Origin of the sequence: Shewanella sp. MSW, assembly GCF_007636515.1 — a bacterium.
GTDB lineage: Bacteria > Pseudomonadota > Gammaproteobacteria > Enterobacterales > Shewanellaceae > Shewanella > Shewanella indica.
The window spans coordinates 102,312-118,315 of sequence record NZ_LVDR01000008.1; the positions used below are offsets into that span (position 1 = coordinate 102,312).

A 16,004-nucleotide genomic window follows, 5' to 3' on the forward strand; every position below is an offset into this window, starting at 1 on the left:
TTTCCCCCTCCAAAAGTTGGTGTGGAAAAACCCCGATTAAAGCTCACGCACACTCAGTGCCCCAGCTTGGCCTGCTCAATAAGCAGGGCCGCTGGTATAGCCGCCCTGCTTAGTTTTAGCCGTTAACCACCGAGGATCCGTTTCCACCAAGGCAGAGGTTCACCACAGTTGGGCGCCGGATGATAACTATCGGCCAGCGCAGGAACCGCCACCACATTACGGCAATCAGCTTGTTTCGCCGCACCTGTATCCCGGTCGAAATAGCCCTGCACCACACCGTTGACCGGCGGCAATCTCAGCCCCAGCGGCGGCCGCTCGGCGAGGAAACGTTGATAAACAGTCATGGCACCACTGCTGCCATAGAACTGGGTCTTGCCGTTGTCATCACGGCCAACCCAAACGGCGGCAACGTTACGCTCGTCAAATCCGGCAAACCAGGAATCGCGGCGGTCGTTGCTGGTGCCCGTCTTGCCCGCCAGCATCACTCCGGGGAAGGCCGCCCCAAGACGCGAAGCCGTGCCGGACTCCACCACCTTGGTCATGGCGTACTGCACCAGATAGTTGGCCGCAGGCGTTATCGCCTCATGGCGTGGCATACTGGCCACAGGCAGGGGCTGGTTGTCGCTGTCCAGCACGGCAGTCACCGCATTGAGCTTACGATAACGACCTCCGTCCGCCAGGGTCTGATATACCTGCGCCACCATCAAGGGGGAACCGTTCACGGCGCCGAGCAACATGGAAGGATAAGCCGATACAGCTTCATTCCAACCGGCCTCTTTTAGCGTCGCGGCTACGGCATCGACGCCAACCATCATGCCCAGATTCACGGTCGGCACGTTCATCGATTTCTTGAACGCCGTCAACAGCGGCACCTGGCCGCGGAACTTGCGATCCACATTCTGGGGCGACCAGGTCTTGCCCTGCTCATTCTTGAGGGTAATGGCCTCATCTTTGAGGGGGCTGGCGAGATTGAACTTACTGCCCTGTGCCAGCGCCGTGGCATAAACAAACGGCTTAACCAGTGAACCTATGGGACGGCGAATTTCCACCGCCCGGTTGAAACCCTCGTAGCCCGGCACCTTATCGCCCACCATGGCGGCAATCCCGGCGCTGTACTTGTCGGTCACCACCATGCCCACCTGCACCTCTTTATCTTTCTTGCCAAGCTCCTTCAGGGTTCGCTCAACGGCGTTTTCGGCAGCTTCCTGCGCCATGGGATCCAAAGTGGTATAGACCTTGACGCCGGACTGCTTCAGCAGCGCCGCACCATAGCGGTCCTTGAGTTCCTGTTTAACCACGGCAAAGAAGGCCGGCAGTTTCTGGTGCACCGGCTTATCCGAGCGCCTTAATCCCAGCGGCGACTCCGCTGCCGCCTTGTATTGGTCGACAGAAATTTTGCTGCCTTCCATCAACAACCTGAGCACCAGATCGCGCCGCTCCTGAGCCCTGTCAGGATAGCGCCAAGGGTTGTAGTAGGATGGCCCCTTGATAGCGGCGACCAGGAAGGCTTGCTGTGCCAGGGTCAGCTCTCCGACCGGGCGGCCAAAATAGAATTGCGATGCCAGCCCCATGCCATGCACGGCTCTGGATTTGTCCTGCCCCATGTAGACCTCATTGAGATAGGCCTCGAGAATTTCATCCTTGCTGTAACGAAAATCGATAATCAGCGCCATCAAGGCCTCCCTGGACTTACGGATTAAGGAGCGCTCGCTGGAGAGGAAGAAGTTCTTCGCCAGCTGCTGGGTCAGGGTCGAGCCGCCCTGTACCGTGCGACCGGCGCTGATATTGACCAGCAGGGCACGGACGATGGCAAAGGGATTCACCCCGTGGTGCTCATAGAAGCTGCGGTCTTCCACCAAAATAAGCGCTTCGACTATGTGTTCGGGGATCTGTTCGGTTGGTACAAATAGCCTGTCCTCACCATCACCGGCGATGATCCTGTCCAGCAGCACAGGTTCGAGATGAAACACCGCCAGTTGACGTTTGTCGCTCATGCGCGCCACCGAAGTGACGCCGTTGGAGTCGAAACTTATCATCACCCGCTGCTCTGCCTGGCTACCCTCAGGATGCAGGAAGGGGCGACGCCACAGCTCGATTCGGGTACTGGAGGCAGAAAACTCCCCCACCTGGCGCGGATTGGCCACCTTGCGATAGCCCAGCAGCTTAAGTTCGGCCATCAGCTGGGCGTGGCTCACCGCCGCCCCGGGATAGAGTGCCATTGAGCGACTGAACACCTGCGCCGGCAGGTGCCACTTCTGCCCTTCAAACTTACGGGCGATGATCTGATCCAGGTAGATACAATAGATGGTCAACGCCGCTACCAGAATAAGGGCCAGCTTCCAGGTTATCGACCATAACCTGCGCCACACCCCGGAGCTTTGCCGCGCCGGCTTGCTCTTGCTGCTGGTTTTTCTGGTACTTTTTTTCGTGGTACTTTTCTTGGTGGTCATGCTTATCCCAAAATTTACTGCTGGATATTCAAGGTCTTTTTCTTGGTGAATTTGGTCGGCAAAGTATTAGCCGGGTCGTCGGGCCACAGGTGTTTAGGGTAGCGCCCACGCATCTCTTTTTTCACTTCGACATAGGGCCCTTGCCAAAAGCTGGCCAGATCGGCCGTCAGTGCCAAAGGGCGCTGCGCCGGAGACAAGAGTTCCATGGTTACGGTCAGCTCCCCTTGCAGTAGCCGCGGGCTTTCGGCCATGCCCAGCGCTTCCTGCAGACGCACGCTCAGCAGCGCCCGCCCGCCGGCATCATAGCGGATCGGCGCCCGGGTGCCCGTGGCCATTTTCCAATGGCTCGGCAGCCATTCATTCAGCATCTGCTGCGCCTGCCACTCGAGGCGATTGAGCAGCAACTGCTTGATATCCAATGCCATTAACCCCTTTAGCTGCTTGATATCGCTCAAAAACGGCTCCAACCACTCCTCGAGAGAATCCAGCAGCGCCGGATCGCTGCTGTCCGGGAATAGGCTCGGATCTTTGGATCTTGCCAGTGCCAGCCTGAACTGGAGCTGCCTGACATCCTCATCCATATTGAGCAGCGCCAAGCCTTTACTGCGCAGCAACGTCATAATCGCCTGAGCCCTCAGCTTGGGATCCACCTCTTTCTCGGCTTCCCGCTTGAGCACTATCTCCCCAAGACGCAGTTGGCGCTCGGCAAAGAAACGTCCCTTGGACTCATCCCAGCCCGCCTGCTGTTGCCAAGTGCAGAGAAAAGCCAGCTCATTTTCCAGCAACCCCGCCGGTAATTCGGCCGCCAGATAGATGCGGCCGGCGCTGCGGCCCTCGGTCTCCTGGTAATCAGCCACCACCAGAAACTCGCAGCCGCTGAGGCTGTCACCGGCATCGAGCACCACGCCGCTGCCATTGGCCAACTGATAGCCCTCGACGCCTCTTGCCTTGGCTATCCTGTCAGGAAATGCCAGCGCCAACAACAGGGCGCAATCGGCACGATTCGCCAATTTCAGAAAGTCTGCCGCCTTGCCATTAAGCCCTAAGCGTCTGAGCCAGTTGCCGACTTGTCTGGCCTCAAGGCCTTGAGTGGCCTGAGAAAGTTTATCCATGATATCGGCGCCGTTGCCCGCAAGGCTTCTGGCCTCCAATAAGGCAGCCAGCAGACAAGCCAGACCGGCGAGCTCAGGTTCGCCGCGCCCCTGCCCCAAACTCTGCGCCCGGAGCAGCATATGCGCCAGCCGTGGCTGCGCCCCCAGTGCATAGGCCGCGCGGCCATGGGCGCTAAGCTTACGTTGCCTGTCTACCAATTGCAGCGACTGCAACAGCTGCCAGGCCACCGCCTCATTGGCTCTGGCCGGTGGCGTCAGTAAAGGCAAGTCACTGAGGCTACGCACGCCCCAGCAAGCGGCATCCAAGGCCATGGAGAGCAAGTCGGCATGCAAGATTTCCGGCTCATCCGCCTGCGGCAAGCGGCCGTGCTCCTCCTGGCCCCAAAGCCTTAAGCAGAAACCCGCACTGGTGCGCCCAGCCCGCCCGGCTCTTTGAGTGGCCGATGCCTGGCTGATACGCTTGAGTCCCAAACGGGTCACGCCGCTGCGGGGGTTGAAACTGGCCTGGCGCTTGTAACCACTGTCCACCACCAGAGTAATCCCCTCTATGGTCAGACTGGATTCCGCCAGGTTGGTGGACAATACCAGCTTACGCTCACCGGCATTGGCCGGGGCAATCGCCGCATCCTGCTCTTTGGCACTCAGTGAGCCGTAGAGAGGACAAATGCGCACATTGGCCGCCACTCGGGATTGCAGATAGTGCTTGAGGCGCTGAATTTCCCCCTGTCCCGGCAGGAAGGCGAGTATCGAGCCCTGTTGCTGCGCTTCGCTAACCCCCAAAGCACTGGCCTGCTGAGGGTCCAGCAGCGCCAGCAACTGCCGCCCCATATGTTCAAGCCAAGGCGCCATGCCAGAGCCGGAACCCGAACCGCTGCGCCTCTGCGCCGAAACAGCGCTGTAGGCGATAGTCACAGGGTAGCTGCGACCCTCACTGGCAAGTAGCTTGGCATCCGGCATCAAGGTGTGTAACGGCAAACCTTCGAGCGTTGCCGACATGGCCAGCAAGTGTAAATCGTCCCGCAATGAGGCCTGCACTTCCAGTGCCAACGCCAGACCAAGATCTGTGCTCAGATGGCGCTCATGGATCTCATCGAAAATGATCATGGCAACGCCCTTGAGCTCAGGGTCCTGCTGGATCATGCGGGTCAGCACCCCCTCGGTGATGATCTCGAGTCGGGTGTTGCCGCTGACCTGACTCTCACCACGAACCCTGAATCCCACCTCTTGCCCCAGCGCCTGCCCTCTTTGGCGCGCTAAAAAGCCGGCGATGGCCCGGGCCGCCACCCGTCTTGGCTCCAGCATAAGGATCTTGCCGTCGATTTCCGGCCAGTCGAGCAGTGCCAAGGGCAGCGCGGTGGATTTACCGGCTCCGGTAGGTGCTTCGAGGATAACTTGCCGGCAACTGGCCAAGGTTTGGCGCAGTTGAGGCAACAGGGATTGAATGGGTAAGTCGTTCAAGATTCAGGGCATGGCTTACAAAAACAGGCGCTCAGTGTAACCAGTTTCCGCCGCTGTGGCTAACCTAACGAATTGGCTCGCTCAGCGCCAATAAGGGCCTGGGTTTACCTATGGCGTAACCTTGAGCATAATCCACTCCTAGCTCCCGCAGTTTCGCCACTATGGCCTCGGTTTCCACAAACTCGGCAATAGTTTGAAACGCCATCTGCTTCCCCAACTGACACATGGCGGCAATAATCGCCTGATCCGCTTTGTCTTCACAGAGATTGAGCACAAACTGGCCGTCAATCTTCACATAATCCACCGCCAACTGTTTAAGGTAGGCAAAAGAGGAAAAGCCGGCGCCAAAGTCATCCATCGCCAGCTTACAACCCAGGGGTTTAAGCAGCTCAATCAACCTGTGGGCCTGCTCTAGCTGGCTGAGAACCGAAGTTTCAGTGATTTCGATACACAGCTTATCGACCAATTCGGGTTCGGCCAGCAGGCGCATCTCAAGCCAGTCCATAAACTCGTCATCCTCGAGCGAGGATGCCGAAAGGTTCAGCGACACCAAAGACAGGGATTGCCACAACTCAAGATGCCTATTGCCCCAGAGCAGCAGATGATCTATCACCCAGCGATCCACTCTGGACGCCAAGTTATAACGCTCGGCCGCCGGCAGAAATATCGCCGGAGACAGCATCTCCCCCTTCTCCTGATACATACGCAGCAAGATCTCCAGATGCATGCCGCTATCTGTAGCTTCCAGCGGGCGGATCTCCTGGAAGTAAAGCTCAAATTTGTCGTTGGCCAAGGCTCCCAGGACATCGACCGAGGCGGTCATTTCGCTGTAGAGCCGCTTGAGGCGGGGATCGCTGCTGTCGTAGAGTAACCAGCCGTTGCGCCCCTGCTCCTTGGCCAGTCGGCAGGCGGCGTCGGCCTGGCCCATGACGGTATAGATGTCCTGGGCTGCCGGATCCAACTGGGCTATGCCTATGCTGGCCGAGACCCCGTGTTTGCGGTTTTCCCAGTTGAATTCGTGATTGAACAGCTGCTGACAGATACGCTCGGCAATATGTTTGGCCGACTCTGGGTTGCAAAAATGCATCAGGATCCCGAACTCATCGCCGCCGAGCCTGGCCACCACATCCCCCTTGCGCACCAGTTGCTTGAGCCGCTGCGCCACCTGACACAAGAGCCTGTCACCCGCGATATGACCGCTGACATTGTTGATCACCCGAAACTGATCCAGATCCACAAAGGCAATACACACAGGCGGCGCCTGTTCCTCGCCGAGCACTTTGGCCAGCAGGGCTTCAAAATGCACCCGGTTGGGCAGGCCGGTCAGCGCATCATAATTGGCGTGAAATGACAGCTCGCTGGCCAATCTGTGGCGTTCACTGACATCCTCGGCCATCAGCACCAAAGTACGCTTATCAGCCTTACTGCGGCTGAAACTGAGTTTTTGCCAGCAGAGCTCCTGTCCATGCAGAAAACCAACCTCACACCAAGCCTGATTCAATACCCCATCGCGTACCACGGCCAGGGTATCGAGCAAAATCCCCTTGTCATCCTCACGCACCAACGCCAGCAGATCCTTGCTGTCACCGGCCACCAGCGTCTGCTTGGCTATCCGGTTCATCATGGTCAGTTGGTTGCTGCTATCCAACTGACCACAAGCCAGGGGTAACTGCTGAAACAACTCCTGATACTTGCGCTCACTGGCCAGCAGCGCCAAGGCGATGCGGGTCAGCTCCATTGCCGAGCCTATCATAGCGGCCGCATGGCTGAGTTCATTGATAAAATCTTCCTGCCAGCGCTTTTCGCCGCCGCATTGCAGGGCGCCAACGGCGATATGGGTATCTCCCAGATGCAGTGGCGGCAGCACCAACAGGCTGCGTACCTGCCACTGGCGTAAGAAGCGTTTCTCTTCCTGAGCTTCCTTGGGAAGCTCTTCAATACTGTCCAAGGTCAGGAGTTTGGGGTGGCGTAACAGATTGCGAAAAAAAGGCATGTTCCCCAGCCCCCATTCCCGGGAAGCTTGCTGAGTCTTGAATTGGGGTTTGAGGTAGAGATTGCGGGTCTTGAGTCGCCCCGGTGTCTTACCGGCCGCCAGCACAAACACCCCGTCACAATCCAATTGTCGGGTGATGATCTCCAGGGCGCGATCAACATTCTGCTCCAGGGTGATCAGTGGAGAATCGCTGAAGACATCCACCAGAGCATGTTGTAATTGATTGGCAAGACTCGCGGGCATAATGGGGTCATTTCCTTACGACTGTTTTTGATCCGAAGAATCCATCCGATACCATTGCTTTTCATTCTCACCGAGTGAATCGACTCCTGTGTACAATGGTACAAGTCACAGTATAGGCCAAGGTCTTAACCGGGAACGAAAAATGAGCTCAATTACGCCTAAAAGGCTATTTCTGGGATTCGCGCCAACCACGGCAGAAAGAGCGAGCTTGCTGACGTTGCAGCAAGCTTGTGAACAAGCTGATGAACCGTCAGCCCCCGGTCTCAAGAAAATGACTGAGGCCAATCTGCACCTTACCCTGGCGTTTCTCGGCCAGGTGACGGCAGAACAGCATGGGGATTTACTCGCTGCCATTCCCGGCTTGCCCTTGAAACGCTTTCGGGTGCGGCTCGAGCATCTCTGTTTCTGGCCCGGGCCGAAAATACTCTGCCTGGCCGGCACAGCCGAGGATCCGGCACTGATGGCGCTTGCCGGGGCGGCGCAACAACTGGCGACAAACCTTGGGCTGCATAGCAGCGAATATGATTACCGCCCCCATATCACCTTGATGCGAAGGGCCGGCAACCTACCGAAACTCGAACATATTCCGATTATCGATTTAACGCCAAGCGAGCTGCAACTCTACGAGTCTTTGAGTACTCCAACCGGCGTCGAGTACCGGATATTGGCCAGTTGGCCGTTAAGCGACTGAATCACTTAAGCGCCTTGTGCATCACCACGCAGTCGAGCACTATACCTCTTGGGGAGTGGTATTGGCTTATCCCCTCACCGCAAAAGCCACAACTGCGATAGAAGTCGGCGGCATTGAGGGTAGACTCCAGCGTCAGCACGGTCACGCCTCTTTCACGCGCCAAAGACTCGAGATGAGCGAGTAAGTCGCGCCCAAGCCCTTGGCCCATGGCTTGTGGATGCACGAACAGGGCTTCAATTCGGTCGTTATCCAGCATGCCGGTCGCCAGTATTTTTCCCTGATGTTCGATGAGATAAAAGTCTCTCTCCACCATGGTGATAAAGACAGAGGGCATCTCGCCTTGGGTCCAAATTCTGAGCTCTGCCTTTGTGTAAACCTCCTGGCAACCGGCCTGAATCGCCAGATTACGGATATCCCAGGCAGCTTGTGCGTCTTCCTTTCTTGCCTTGCGTAACTTCATCCTGCACTTCCCTTCGTTGAAAAATAGCGATACACAGGCATTAAAAAGCCGCCCTGTGGGCGGCTTGGTTTGGGCGTTAATTCCCTATGACTCAGTCCGCCAGCAGTTCGGCTATGGTCAACATACCATGAGTCGTGGCGCCTGCAGCCCAAAGGGCCGAAGCATTGTCTTCAAATGCGGCGGCCAGATCGATATGCAGCCAATCGACACCTTCATTGACAAAACGCCACAGGAAACCAGCGGCATTGGAAGCGCCACCGGCGCCGCCACCTTTTACCGGGCGGCTGTTGGCGGTATCGGCATAGGCAGAAGGACACATCTCTTTATGCCAAGGCTCCAGCGGCAAAGGCCAAACATTTTCGGCCACTAGAGCCGCCTTTTGCTGCGTCAACGCCAGCAGTGGCTGACTGGGGGAGAAGATGGCGTTATAGTTGCGGCCAACGGCCATCACGGCGGCGCCGGTCAGAGTGGCGGCATCGATAACCCGAGTCGCACCGCTGGCGCAGGCGGCCTGCAGACCATCGGCCAGCACCAGGCGTCCCTCGGCGTCGGTATTGACCACTTCAACCGTGGTGCCGTTCTTGTAGGTCAGTATGTCTCCCAGCTTATAGGCACGACCACTGATCAGGTTCTCGGCGCAGCAGAGGTAGAGTTTAACCCGCTTGTCGAGACCGTTCTGAATCGCCAGTCCCAGCGCCGCAGTAACCGTTGCCGCGCCGCCCATATCCGCCTTCATGCCCAGCATGCCTTCGGAAGCCTTGATGCTGTAACCGCCTGAGTCAAAGGTGATCCCTTTACCTACCAGCGCGACGGACACGGGAGCATCTTCACCCAAAGGGTTAAAATCCAGTTCCAGCAACGCTGGTGGCCTTTCGCTGCCGCGGCCAACTGCATGAATGCCTATCCATTGCTCCTGCAACAAGGCTTCCCCTTCAACTATCCGGTAGCTGACCTTGTCACCGCCGAGCTCTGCCAGCCAATTGGCCGCCTGCTGCGCCAGTTTCAGTGGTGGCAGATTTTCCGGGGTTTCATTAATAAGACTGCGGGCAAACGATGCGCTGTAAGCCCTGCTGGTCAGCGCGCCCTTGAGCGCCTCATCACCGGCCCACTGGATCTCATGGCCGCCTTTGGCAGTGACAAAGCCCTGGGCAAAGGCCCACTGACAGTTGAGGTCCCAACCCTCTCCCACCAAAGAAACCTGATTGATCCCCTGGTTACGCAGTTTGCGGGCGGCCATCTGAATTTGTCGCAGGGCATCGTTTCCCTGCAGGTGGATCTGAGCCTGCTCAGCATTGTAGGTTACATCGGCCTTGCCCCAATGGGCCGCAGGGGCCTCATGGGTCAGCGCTATCTTCATGGATTGACTCATTTCGATTCCTTCTTCTTTTATATGTAGTGAACGCAAGGCGCCACAATTGCGTCCAGTGTACTGCATTCCTGCCTGGCACTTGAAGCCCTGCGCCGAATGAGAATTGTTGCCAACTGTAAAGCCTGCTAGGCTTTGGAGTTTTCAGTCACTTCAGGGAGATGGGGATGGAGTTTATCCCACCACTGCAATCCGGCATTTTGATCCAAAGGTATAAACGCTTTCTGGCCGATGTCAGGCTGGATGATGGCACTGAGATTACTCTGCACTGCCCCAATACGGGTTCAATGAAGAACTGCCAGTTCCCCGGCGAGCGGGTTTGGTTCTCCTGTTCGGACAATCCCAAGCGTAAGTACGCCCACACCTGGGAACTGATGCAAACCCCTGGAGGCGACCTGATTGGAGTCAACACCGGCCGGGCCAATGCCCTGGTAGAGGAAGGGATCCAAACAGGTGTCATCAAGGAACTACTGGGATACCAAAACCTCAAGCGGGAAGTGAAATACGGTGATGAAAACAGCCGTATCGATATTTTTCTCAGCGAAGGGGTAAAGGCCGATTGCTATATCGAAGTGAAGAACACCACACTCTTGGAAGAGGGTCACGGTTACTTTCCTGATGCCGTCACCAGCCGCGGTCAGAAACACTTGCGGGAACTGATGTCCGTGGTAAAAAGTGGCCAACGAGGGGTATTGGTGTTTTTAGTGCAACATACCGGCATAAAAACCGTATCAGCGGCCCGCCATATAGATTCAAAATATGCTGATTTATTGAACGAAGCCATAGATGCCGGGGTAGAAGTGCTTGCCTATGCCACAAGCCTTGCCCCAGAAGGCTTCAGGGTGGAATCAAGGCTCGAATTTATCCGCTGAACCAGCTGTAAAAAGTGATAAAAAGTTGATTTAATCGGGTTTAGCAGACATATTCAAATAATTAGCAATAAGTAAATCGAAATATTTGCCTAGGTAGAGAGATTCTGATATAGATAGCGGCCGTTCATAAGAACGCCCTACGACGCAAATGGAAACAGGAGATGCGTTATGCCTGAAGGCACTAAAAAACTTGGTGTACTCGCTATCGCTGGTGTAGACCCTTACCAGGAAAAACCCGGTGAGGAGTACATGAACTCACAACAACTGAGTCACTTCAAAACCATTCTTGAAGCATGGAGGAATCAGTTGCGTCAAGAGGTGGATCGCACTCTTACCCATATGCAGGATGAAGCTGCAAACTTCCCGGACCCGGTGGACCGTGCCGCCCAGGAAGAAGAGTTCAGCCTCGAACTGCGCGCCCGCGACCGCGAACGTAAGTTGATCAAGAAAATCGAAAAGACACTGCAGAAAATTGAAGAAGATGACTTCGGTTTCTGTGAATCCTGCGGCGTTGAAATCGGCATCCGTCGTCTGGAAGCCAGACCGACAGCCGATCTGTGTATCGACTGCAAAACGCTGGCAGAGATCAAAGAAAAACAGATGGCAGGTTAATCTAATCTGCCACAGCGCGGGGCCAAGTGTTACACTGGCCCCGCGATTTTTTTGTCACTCTGCCCTTGATGAACAACACTTCCTACATAGGCCGTTTCGCCCCCTCGCCTTCTGGCTCTTTGCATTTTGGCTCTCTTGTTGCCGCCCTCGGCAGTTATCTACGCGCCCGCTCAAAACAAGGGCTGTGGTTACTGCGAATAGAAGATATCGACCCCCCAAGAGAAGTCAGCGGCGCAGCCGATGACATAATGCACACTCTGGAAGCCTTTGGCTTACACTGGGATGGCGAAGTGCTGTACCAGAGCCAACGCCTGCAAGACTATCAACAACATATAGATGCCTTGCTGAAATCCAATCAGGCCTACTATTGCCAGTGCACCCGCAAACAGATCCAGCAAAGAGGTGGCGTTTACGACGGCCGCTGCCGGGAGTTGCAACTCAAGCAAGGTGCTATTCGCATTCACAACCAATTGGCGGTTGCTCAGTTTATTGATGACCATCTGGGTCAAGTCTGTGTCGACCCGGCCTTCGCCGCAGAAGACTTTATTATCAAGCGCAGCGATGGCCTGTACGCCTATCAACTGGCGGTAGTGCTGGACGACGCCTTTCAGGGCATCACAGAAATCGTCCGCGGCGCCGATCTCTTGGAGGCCAGTTGCCGACAGATAAGCCTATTTCGCCAATTCGGGTTTCAGGAACCGAGTTTTTTTCATCTGCCGCTGGCCAGCACCCAGGCTGGACGCAAGCTCTCCAAGCAAAACCATGCCACGCCGGTGGATAAACGCCATCCACAGCCGGCGCTGTTGGCGGCACTTGAGTTTCTCGGCCAGGCCGCTGTCACGCCCCAAGCCGATGTGACTCAGATGTTGGCTCAGGCGGTGGCTCAGTTTGATCCGGACAGCATTCCCAAACAGACAGAGATCCTCATCGGCCGCTGATATACTCATCGCCCGCTATTTGGTATATCATAGCCGCCAGTTTTTAACCCTTATTTTGCGTTAACGTTCCGAGGTGTCCCATTTTTCGCCGTATCAGTCAGTTTTGTAAGCAGTTGTTTGACGATGGTCAGACAGCCAAGGCTCAACAAGAAGACAACACAGACACAGGTTTGAGCCTGGAGGTTATCCCGCGCGATGGCCACAGCATTTCCCGCAGACAGATTAGCGAGAATGCGCTCAAGGTTTTGTACCGCCTGCATAAGTCTGGCTTTAACGCCTATCTGGTTGGTGGCGGCGTACGCGATCTGCTGCTTGGACTGGATCCGAAAGACTTTGACGTGGTCACCAATGCCACTCCGGAAGAGATCAAGAAGCTGTTTCGCAACTGCCGCCTGGTTGGCCGTCGTTTCCGCCTGGCCCATATCGTCTTTGGCCGGGATGTTATTGAAGTGGCTACCTTCCGCGGCCACCACGGTAACAGCGAAGAGAAGATTTCCAAGGTCAATTCGGCCGGACGACTGCTGCGCGACAATGTTTATGGCGACATAGATGAAGACGCCGAGCGCCGCGACTTTACCGTCAACGCCCTCTATTACAATATTGCCGACTACTCCATTCGCAGCTATGGCGGCGGTATTCATGATCTTAACGCCAGAACCCTGCGACTGATTGGCGATCCCGAGACCCGTTATCGGGAAGACCCGGTGCGTATGCTGCGGGCCGTGCGCTTTGCCACAAAGCTTGGGATGTCCATCGACAAGCGCACTGCGGCCCCGATCAAGAGCCTGGCTCCGCTGCTGAAAGATATTCCGGCGGCGCGTATGTACGAAGAAGTACTCAAGCTGTTCTTCGCCGGTAAGGCACTGAACAACTATCAGATGATGCGCGAATATCAGCTGTTTGCACCGATATTCCCTCTGGTGGAAAGCCTGCTGCGGGACGATCCCAAGGGCCCGGCCGGCAGACTGCTGAGCGAAATGATGCACAACACAGATGTGCGCGTCGGTGAAGACAAGCCTGTGACACCGGCCTTCTTCTATGCCGCGCTCCTTTGGTATCCGCTGCAAAACCGCGCCCAGGATATCGCCTTGGAGAGCGGTCTCAGCCCCTATGATGCCTTCTTTGCCGCCATGGGCGATGTACTTGAGCAGCAGTGCCGCTCGGTAAGCATTCCCCGCCGCTTCAGCACTCCGGCACGGGATATCTGGCAGTTACAGATGCGCTTTGAACGCTCTCAAGGGGGCCGCGCCTTTAAACTGATGGAGCATCCCAAGTTCCGCGCCGCCTATGATCTCTTGCTGCTCAGAGCCAATGCCGAAGGCGGTAATCTGGCCAAGCAAGCCAGTTGGTGGCAACAGTTTGTCGAGTCTGATGATGATAAGAGACAACAACTGATACGCAGCGGCAACAAAACCGGCGGCAGCCGCAACCGTAATGCCAATCAGCGTCGGCGCCGCAAGCCACGTCGCCCAAGCGAAAAACCACAGGCGGCCGAGTAAGATGACCGGAGTCTATGTGGCGCTGGGCGCCAACCTGGACTCTCCCGAGCGCCAGCTTGATAGTGCTTGCCTGGCGCTGCAACAACTGGCGCTGCAAAACAGCTTTCGCGTTTCATCCTACTATCGCTCGGTTCCCATGGGCGATGTTCCCCAGCCAGACTATGTCAATGCGGTGGCCTGTTTCGAGACCGAACTGGCGCCGCTGGAACTCCTTGACGCCTTGCAGGCAATCGAGTTGCAGCAAGGTCGACAACGCCTGGTGCGCTGGGGGCCCAGAACCCTGGATCTGGACCTGCTGCTCTACGGCGATGAGCAGATACAGACCCCAAGGCTCACTGTGCCGCACTACGGCATCAAGAGCCGTGAGTTTGTCCTCATTCCACTGGAAGAACTCAATCCTTCGCTGGTGTTGCCCTGCGGCACCGGCATAGCCACACTGATCACCGATGCCATGCGCCAATCGCTGCAATTGCTCCATCCCTCCGGCTGAGAAACTGAGCCGGATCGTTGCAGTCCAAAGCTTCATGGCATATAACACCACTTTACTCGGTTAATAAGAAGAGCATTATGTCTAAAATCACCACAGCTACCCTGCGTAAATTCAAGCAGGAAGGTAGAAAATTTACCGCTCTGACCGCTTATGACGCCAGTTTTGCCGCCGCTTTTGACAGCGAAGGTGTAGACGTCCTGCTGGTAGGAGACTCATTGGGAATGGTTCTGCAAGGGCACGATGATACCTTGCCTGTCAGTGTCGAGGAGATGGCCTATCACACCCGCTGTGTTCGCCGTGGCATCAGCCGCAGTTTGTTGATGGCCGATCTACCCTTTATGAGCTACGCCACTCCCGAACAGGCAATGACCAATGCCACCAAGCTGATGCAGGCCGGCGCCAACATGATCAAGATTGAAGGGGGCCAATGGTTGCTGGAAACGGTTTCCATGTTGACCGAGCGCGGCATTCCTGTCTGCGCTCATATAGGACTGACACCACAATCAGTGCATGTGTTCGGTGGTTTCAAGGTGCAGGGCCGCGATGCCGACAACGCCCAGCGGATCCTCGATGAAGCCAAGGCGCTGGAAGGTGCCGGTGCCCAACTTTTGGTACTCGAATGTATCCCGGCAGCGTTGGCAAAACAGATAACCGAAGCGCTGCAAATTCCGGTGATCGGCATAGGTGCCGGCAAGGATACTGATGGCCAAATCCTGGTGATGCACGATGTACTCGGGATTTCCAGCGGCTATATCCCGCGCTTTTCCAAGAACTACCTCAAGCAGACAGGTGAAATCCGTGAGGCCGTGAAGGCCTATATCGACGAAGTTCAGCAGGGACAATTCCCCGCAGAAGAGCACACCTTTAACTGAGCCGGGGATTCGCCAGATTATGCTGACCACAGCCAAAATAGATGAGATCCGTGCCCGGGTACGGGAATGGCGCCAAAAGGGGGAAACCATCGCCTTTGTCCCTACCATGGGCAATTTGCACCAGGGGCATGTGAGTTTAATCCTCGAAGCTGCGCGCCGCGCCGATCACGTGGTGGCCTCGATTTTTGTCAATCCATTGCAGTTTGGCAAGAATGAGGATCTCGATGCTTATCCCCGCACCCTGGGCGCCGATCAACAGAAACTGACCGAAGCCGGCTGCGAGCTGCTGTTTACCCCAACACCCGAGCTTATCTACCCCAAAGGGCTGGATGCCCAGACCTTTGTGGAAGTCCCCGGGATCTCCGATGAGCTTTGCGGTGCCAGCCGTCCAGGGCATTTTCGCGGAGTCGCGACCATAGTATGTAAGCTGTTCAATATAGTGCAGCCGGATATCGCCCTGTTTGGCCGTAAGGACTACCAACAACTTCTGGTGATCAAGACCATGGTGACCGATCTGTCGTTGCCCATCGAAGTCATAGGGGTAGAAACCGTTCGCGAGGATTCCGGCCTGGCGCTGAGTTCGCGCAATGGTTACCTCACCGAGGCCGAAAAGGCGCTGGCGCCCAAGCTCAAGGCAAGCATGGATAAACTGGCCGAGGCGATCGTACTGGGACAGGATATCGACCAGGCCATCAGCAATGCCAAGGAGTTCCTGCGCGCCGCCGGGCTTGAGCCCGACTATCTGGAAGTGCGTGAAGCTTCAAGCCTCAAGCCTGTGAACAGCGATGACAAATCGCTGGTGATCCTGGCCGCCGCTTATCTGGGTAAGGCCCGCCTCATAGACAATATGATATTGTCACGCTGATCTCTTTTTAAGGGGTAGGATAGCTACCCCTCCATTTTCTGCCCAATAACTTCCCCCAGCCACAATAATTTCCTTAGTCAAAA

The 16,004-nt window shown here is 56.2% G+C and carries 13 protein-coding genes; 8 read left to right on the top strand and 5 right to left on the bottom strand.

Annotated elements, in window-relative coordinates; translation table 11 throughout:
- Positions 1 to 122: 122 nt before the first annotated feature.
- The 3 genes from mrcB to AYI96_RS10550 form a co-directional block, all read right to left on the bottom strand.
- Positions 123 to 2,450 (bottom strand): penicillin-binding protein 1B, encoded by a 2,328-nt coding sequence (gene mrcB / locus AYI96_RS10540; protein WP_144361579.1) that lies wholly within the window; start codon positions 2,448 to 2,450, stop codon positions 123 to 125.
- Positions 2,451 to 2,464: 14 nt separating this feature from the next.
- Entirely contained in the window at positions 2,465 to 5,020 is a 2,556-nt protein-coding gene (gene hrpB / locus AYI96_RS10545) for an ATP-dependent helicase HrpB (protein WP_144361580.1), read from the bottom strand.
- Positions 5,021 to 5,084: 64 nt separating this feature from the next.
- A complete protein-coding gene (locus AYI96_RS10550; protein ID WP_144361581.1) occupies positions 5,085 to 7,256 on the bottom strand; it encodes a putative bifunctional diguanylate cyclase/phosphodiesterase in 2,172 nt (723 codons plus the stop codon).
- Between the two features lie 142 nt (positions 7,257 to 7,398).
- Here AYI96_RS10550 and thpR point away from each other — a divergent pair, with 142 nt between their 5' ends.
- Positions 7,399 to 7,947, top strand: a complete 549-nt coding sequence (gene thpR / locus AYI96_RS10555; protein ID WP_144226812.1) for an RNA 2',3'-cyclic phosphodiesterase — start codon at positions 7,399 to 7,401, stop codon at positions 7,945 to 7,947.
- 1 nt (position 7,948) lies between these two features.
- Here thpR and AYI96_RS10560 read toward each other — a convergent pair whose 3' ends face one another.
- On the bottom strand, positions 7,949 to 8,407 hold the full coding sequence (locus tag AYI96_RS10560) for a GNAT family N-acetyltransferase (protein WP_144361582.1): 459 nt from the start codon (positions 8,405 to 8,407) through the stop codon (positions 7,949 to 7,951).
- A 91-nt stretch (positions 8,408 to 8,498) separates the two neighbouring features.
- The gene (gene pepB / locus AYI96_RS10565) at positions 8,499 to 9,776 is read right to left on the bottom strand and encodes an aminopeptidase PepB (protein WP_144361583.1); all 1,278 of its coding nucleotides are present in this window, start codon (positions 9,774 to 9,776) and stop codon (positions 8,499 to 8,501) included.
- Between the two features lie 164 nt (positions 9,777 to 9,940).
- Here pepB and sfsA point away from each other — a divergent pair, with 164 nt between their 5' ends.
- The 7 genes from sfsA (at position 9,941) to panC (ending at position 15,921) form a co-directional block, all read left to right on the top strand.
- Positions 9,941 to 10,645, top strand: a complete 705-nt coding sequence (sfsA, locus tag AYI96_RS10570; RefSeq protein WP_144361584.1) for a DNA/RNA nuclease SfsA — start codon at positions 9,941 to 9,943, stop codon at positions 10,643 to 10,645.
- 168 nt (positions 10,646 to 10,813) lie between these two features.
- Positions 10,814 to 11,257 carry an RNA polymerase-binding protein DksA gene (dksA, locus tag AYI96_RS10575; RefSeq protein ID WP_025010051.1) on the top strand — a complete coding sequence of 148 codons (444 nt, stop codon included), beginning with the start codon at positions 10,814 to 10,816 and terminating at the stop codon, positions 11,255 to 11,257.
- A gap of 68 nt (positions 11,258 to 11,325) precedes the next feature.
- Positions 11,326 to 12,195, top strand: coding sequence for a tRNA glutamyl-Q(34) synthetase GluQRS (gluQRS, locus tag AYI96_RS10580; RefSeq protein ID WP_144361621.1), 870 nt, complete (start codon positions 11,326 to 11,328; stop codon positions 12,193 to 12,195).
- A 113-nt stretch (positions 12,196 to 12,308) separates the two neighbouring features.
- Positions 12,309 to 13,694 (top strand): polynucleotide adenylyltransferase PcnB, encoded by a 1,386-nt coding sequence (gene pcnB, locus AYI96_RS10585; protein WP_202932874.1) that lies wholly within the window; start codon positions 12,309 to 12,311, stop codon positions 13,692 to 13,694.
- 1 nt (position 13,695) lies between these two features.
- Positions 13,696 to 14,184 (top strand): 2-amino-4-hydroxy-6-hydroxymethyldihydropteridine diphosphokinase, encoded by a 489-nt coding sequence (gene folK, locus AYI96_RS10590; RefSeq protein ID WP_039033098.1) that lies wholly within the window; start codon positions 13,696 to 13,698, stop codon positions 14,182 to 14,184.
- A 77-nt stretch (positions 14,185 to 14,261) separates the two neighbouring features.
- Complete coding sequence (panB, locus tag AYI96_RS10595; RefSeq protein WP_039033097.1) at positions 14,262 to 15,056, top strand: 3-methyl-2-oxobutanoate hydroxymethyltransferase; 795 nt, start codon at positions 14,262 to 14,264, stop codon at positions 15,054 to 15,056.
- Between the two features lie 19 nt (positions 15,057 to 15,075).
- The gene (gene panC / locus AYI96_RS10600; RefSeq protein WP_039033096.1) at positions 15,076 to 15,921 is read left to right on the top strand and encodes a pantoate--beta-alanine ligase; all 846 of its coding nucleotides are present in this window, start codon (positions 15,076 to 15,078) and stop codon (positions 15,919 to 15,921) included.
- Positions 15,922 to 16,004 lie beyond the last annotated feature (83 nt).

Coding starts and splice junctions, on each gene's coding strand:
- panB (WP_039033097.1), top strand. CDS start 14,262: ATGTCTAAAATCACCACAGCTACCCTGCGTAAATTCAAGCAGGAAGGT.
- pepB (WP_144361583.1), bottom strand. CDS start 9,776: ATGAGTCAATCCATGAAGATAGCGCTGACCCATGAGGCCCCTGCGGCC.
- dksA (WP_025010051.1), top strand. CDS start 10,814: ATGCCTGAAGGCACTAAAAAACTTGGTGTACTCGCTATCGCTGGTGTA.
- AYI96_RS10560 (WP_144361582.1), bottom strand. CDS start 8,407: ATGAAGTTACGCAAGGCAAGAAAGGAAGACGCACAAGCTGCCTGGGAT.
- gluQRS (WP_144361621.1), top strand. CDS start 11,326: ATGAACAACACTTCCTACATAGGCCGTTTCGCCCCCTCGCCTTCTGGC.
- mrcB (WP_144361579.1), bottom strand. CDS start 2,450: ATGACCACCAAGAAAAGTACCACGAAAAAAAGTACCAGAAAAACCAGC.
- folK (WP_039033098.1), top strand. CDS start 13,696: ATGACCGGAGTCTATGTGGCGCTGGGCGCCAACCTGGACTCTCCCGAG.
- sfsA (WP_144361584.1), top strand. CDS start 9,941: ATGGAGTTTATCCCACCACTGCAATCCGGCATTTTGATCCAAAGGTAT.
- panC (WP_039033096.1), top strand. CDS start 15,076: ATGCTGACCACAGCCAAAATAGATGAGATCCGTGCCCGGGTACGGGAA.
- AYI96_RS10550 (WP_144361581.1), bottom strand. CDS start 7,256: ATGCCCGCGAGTCTTGCCAATCAATTACAACATGCTCTGGTGGATGTC.
- thpR (WP_144226812.1), top strand. CDS start 7,399: ATGAGCTCAATTACGCCTAAAAGGCTATTTCTGGGATTCGCGCCAACC.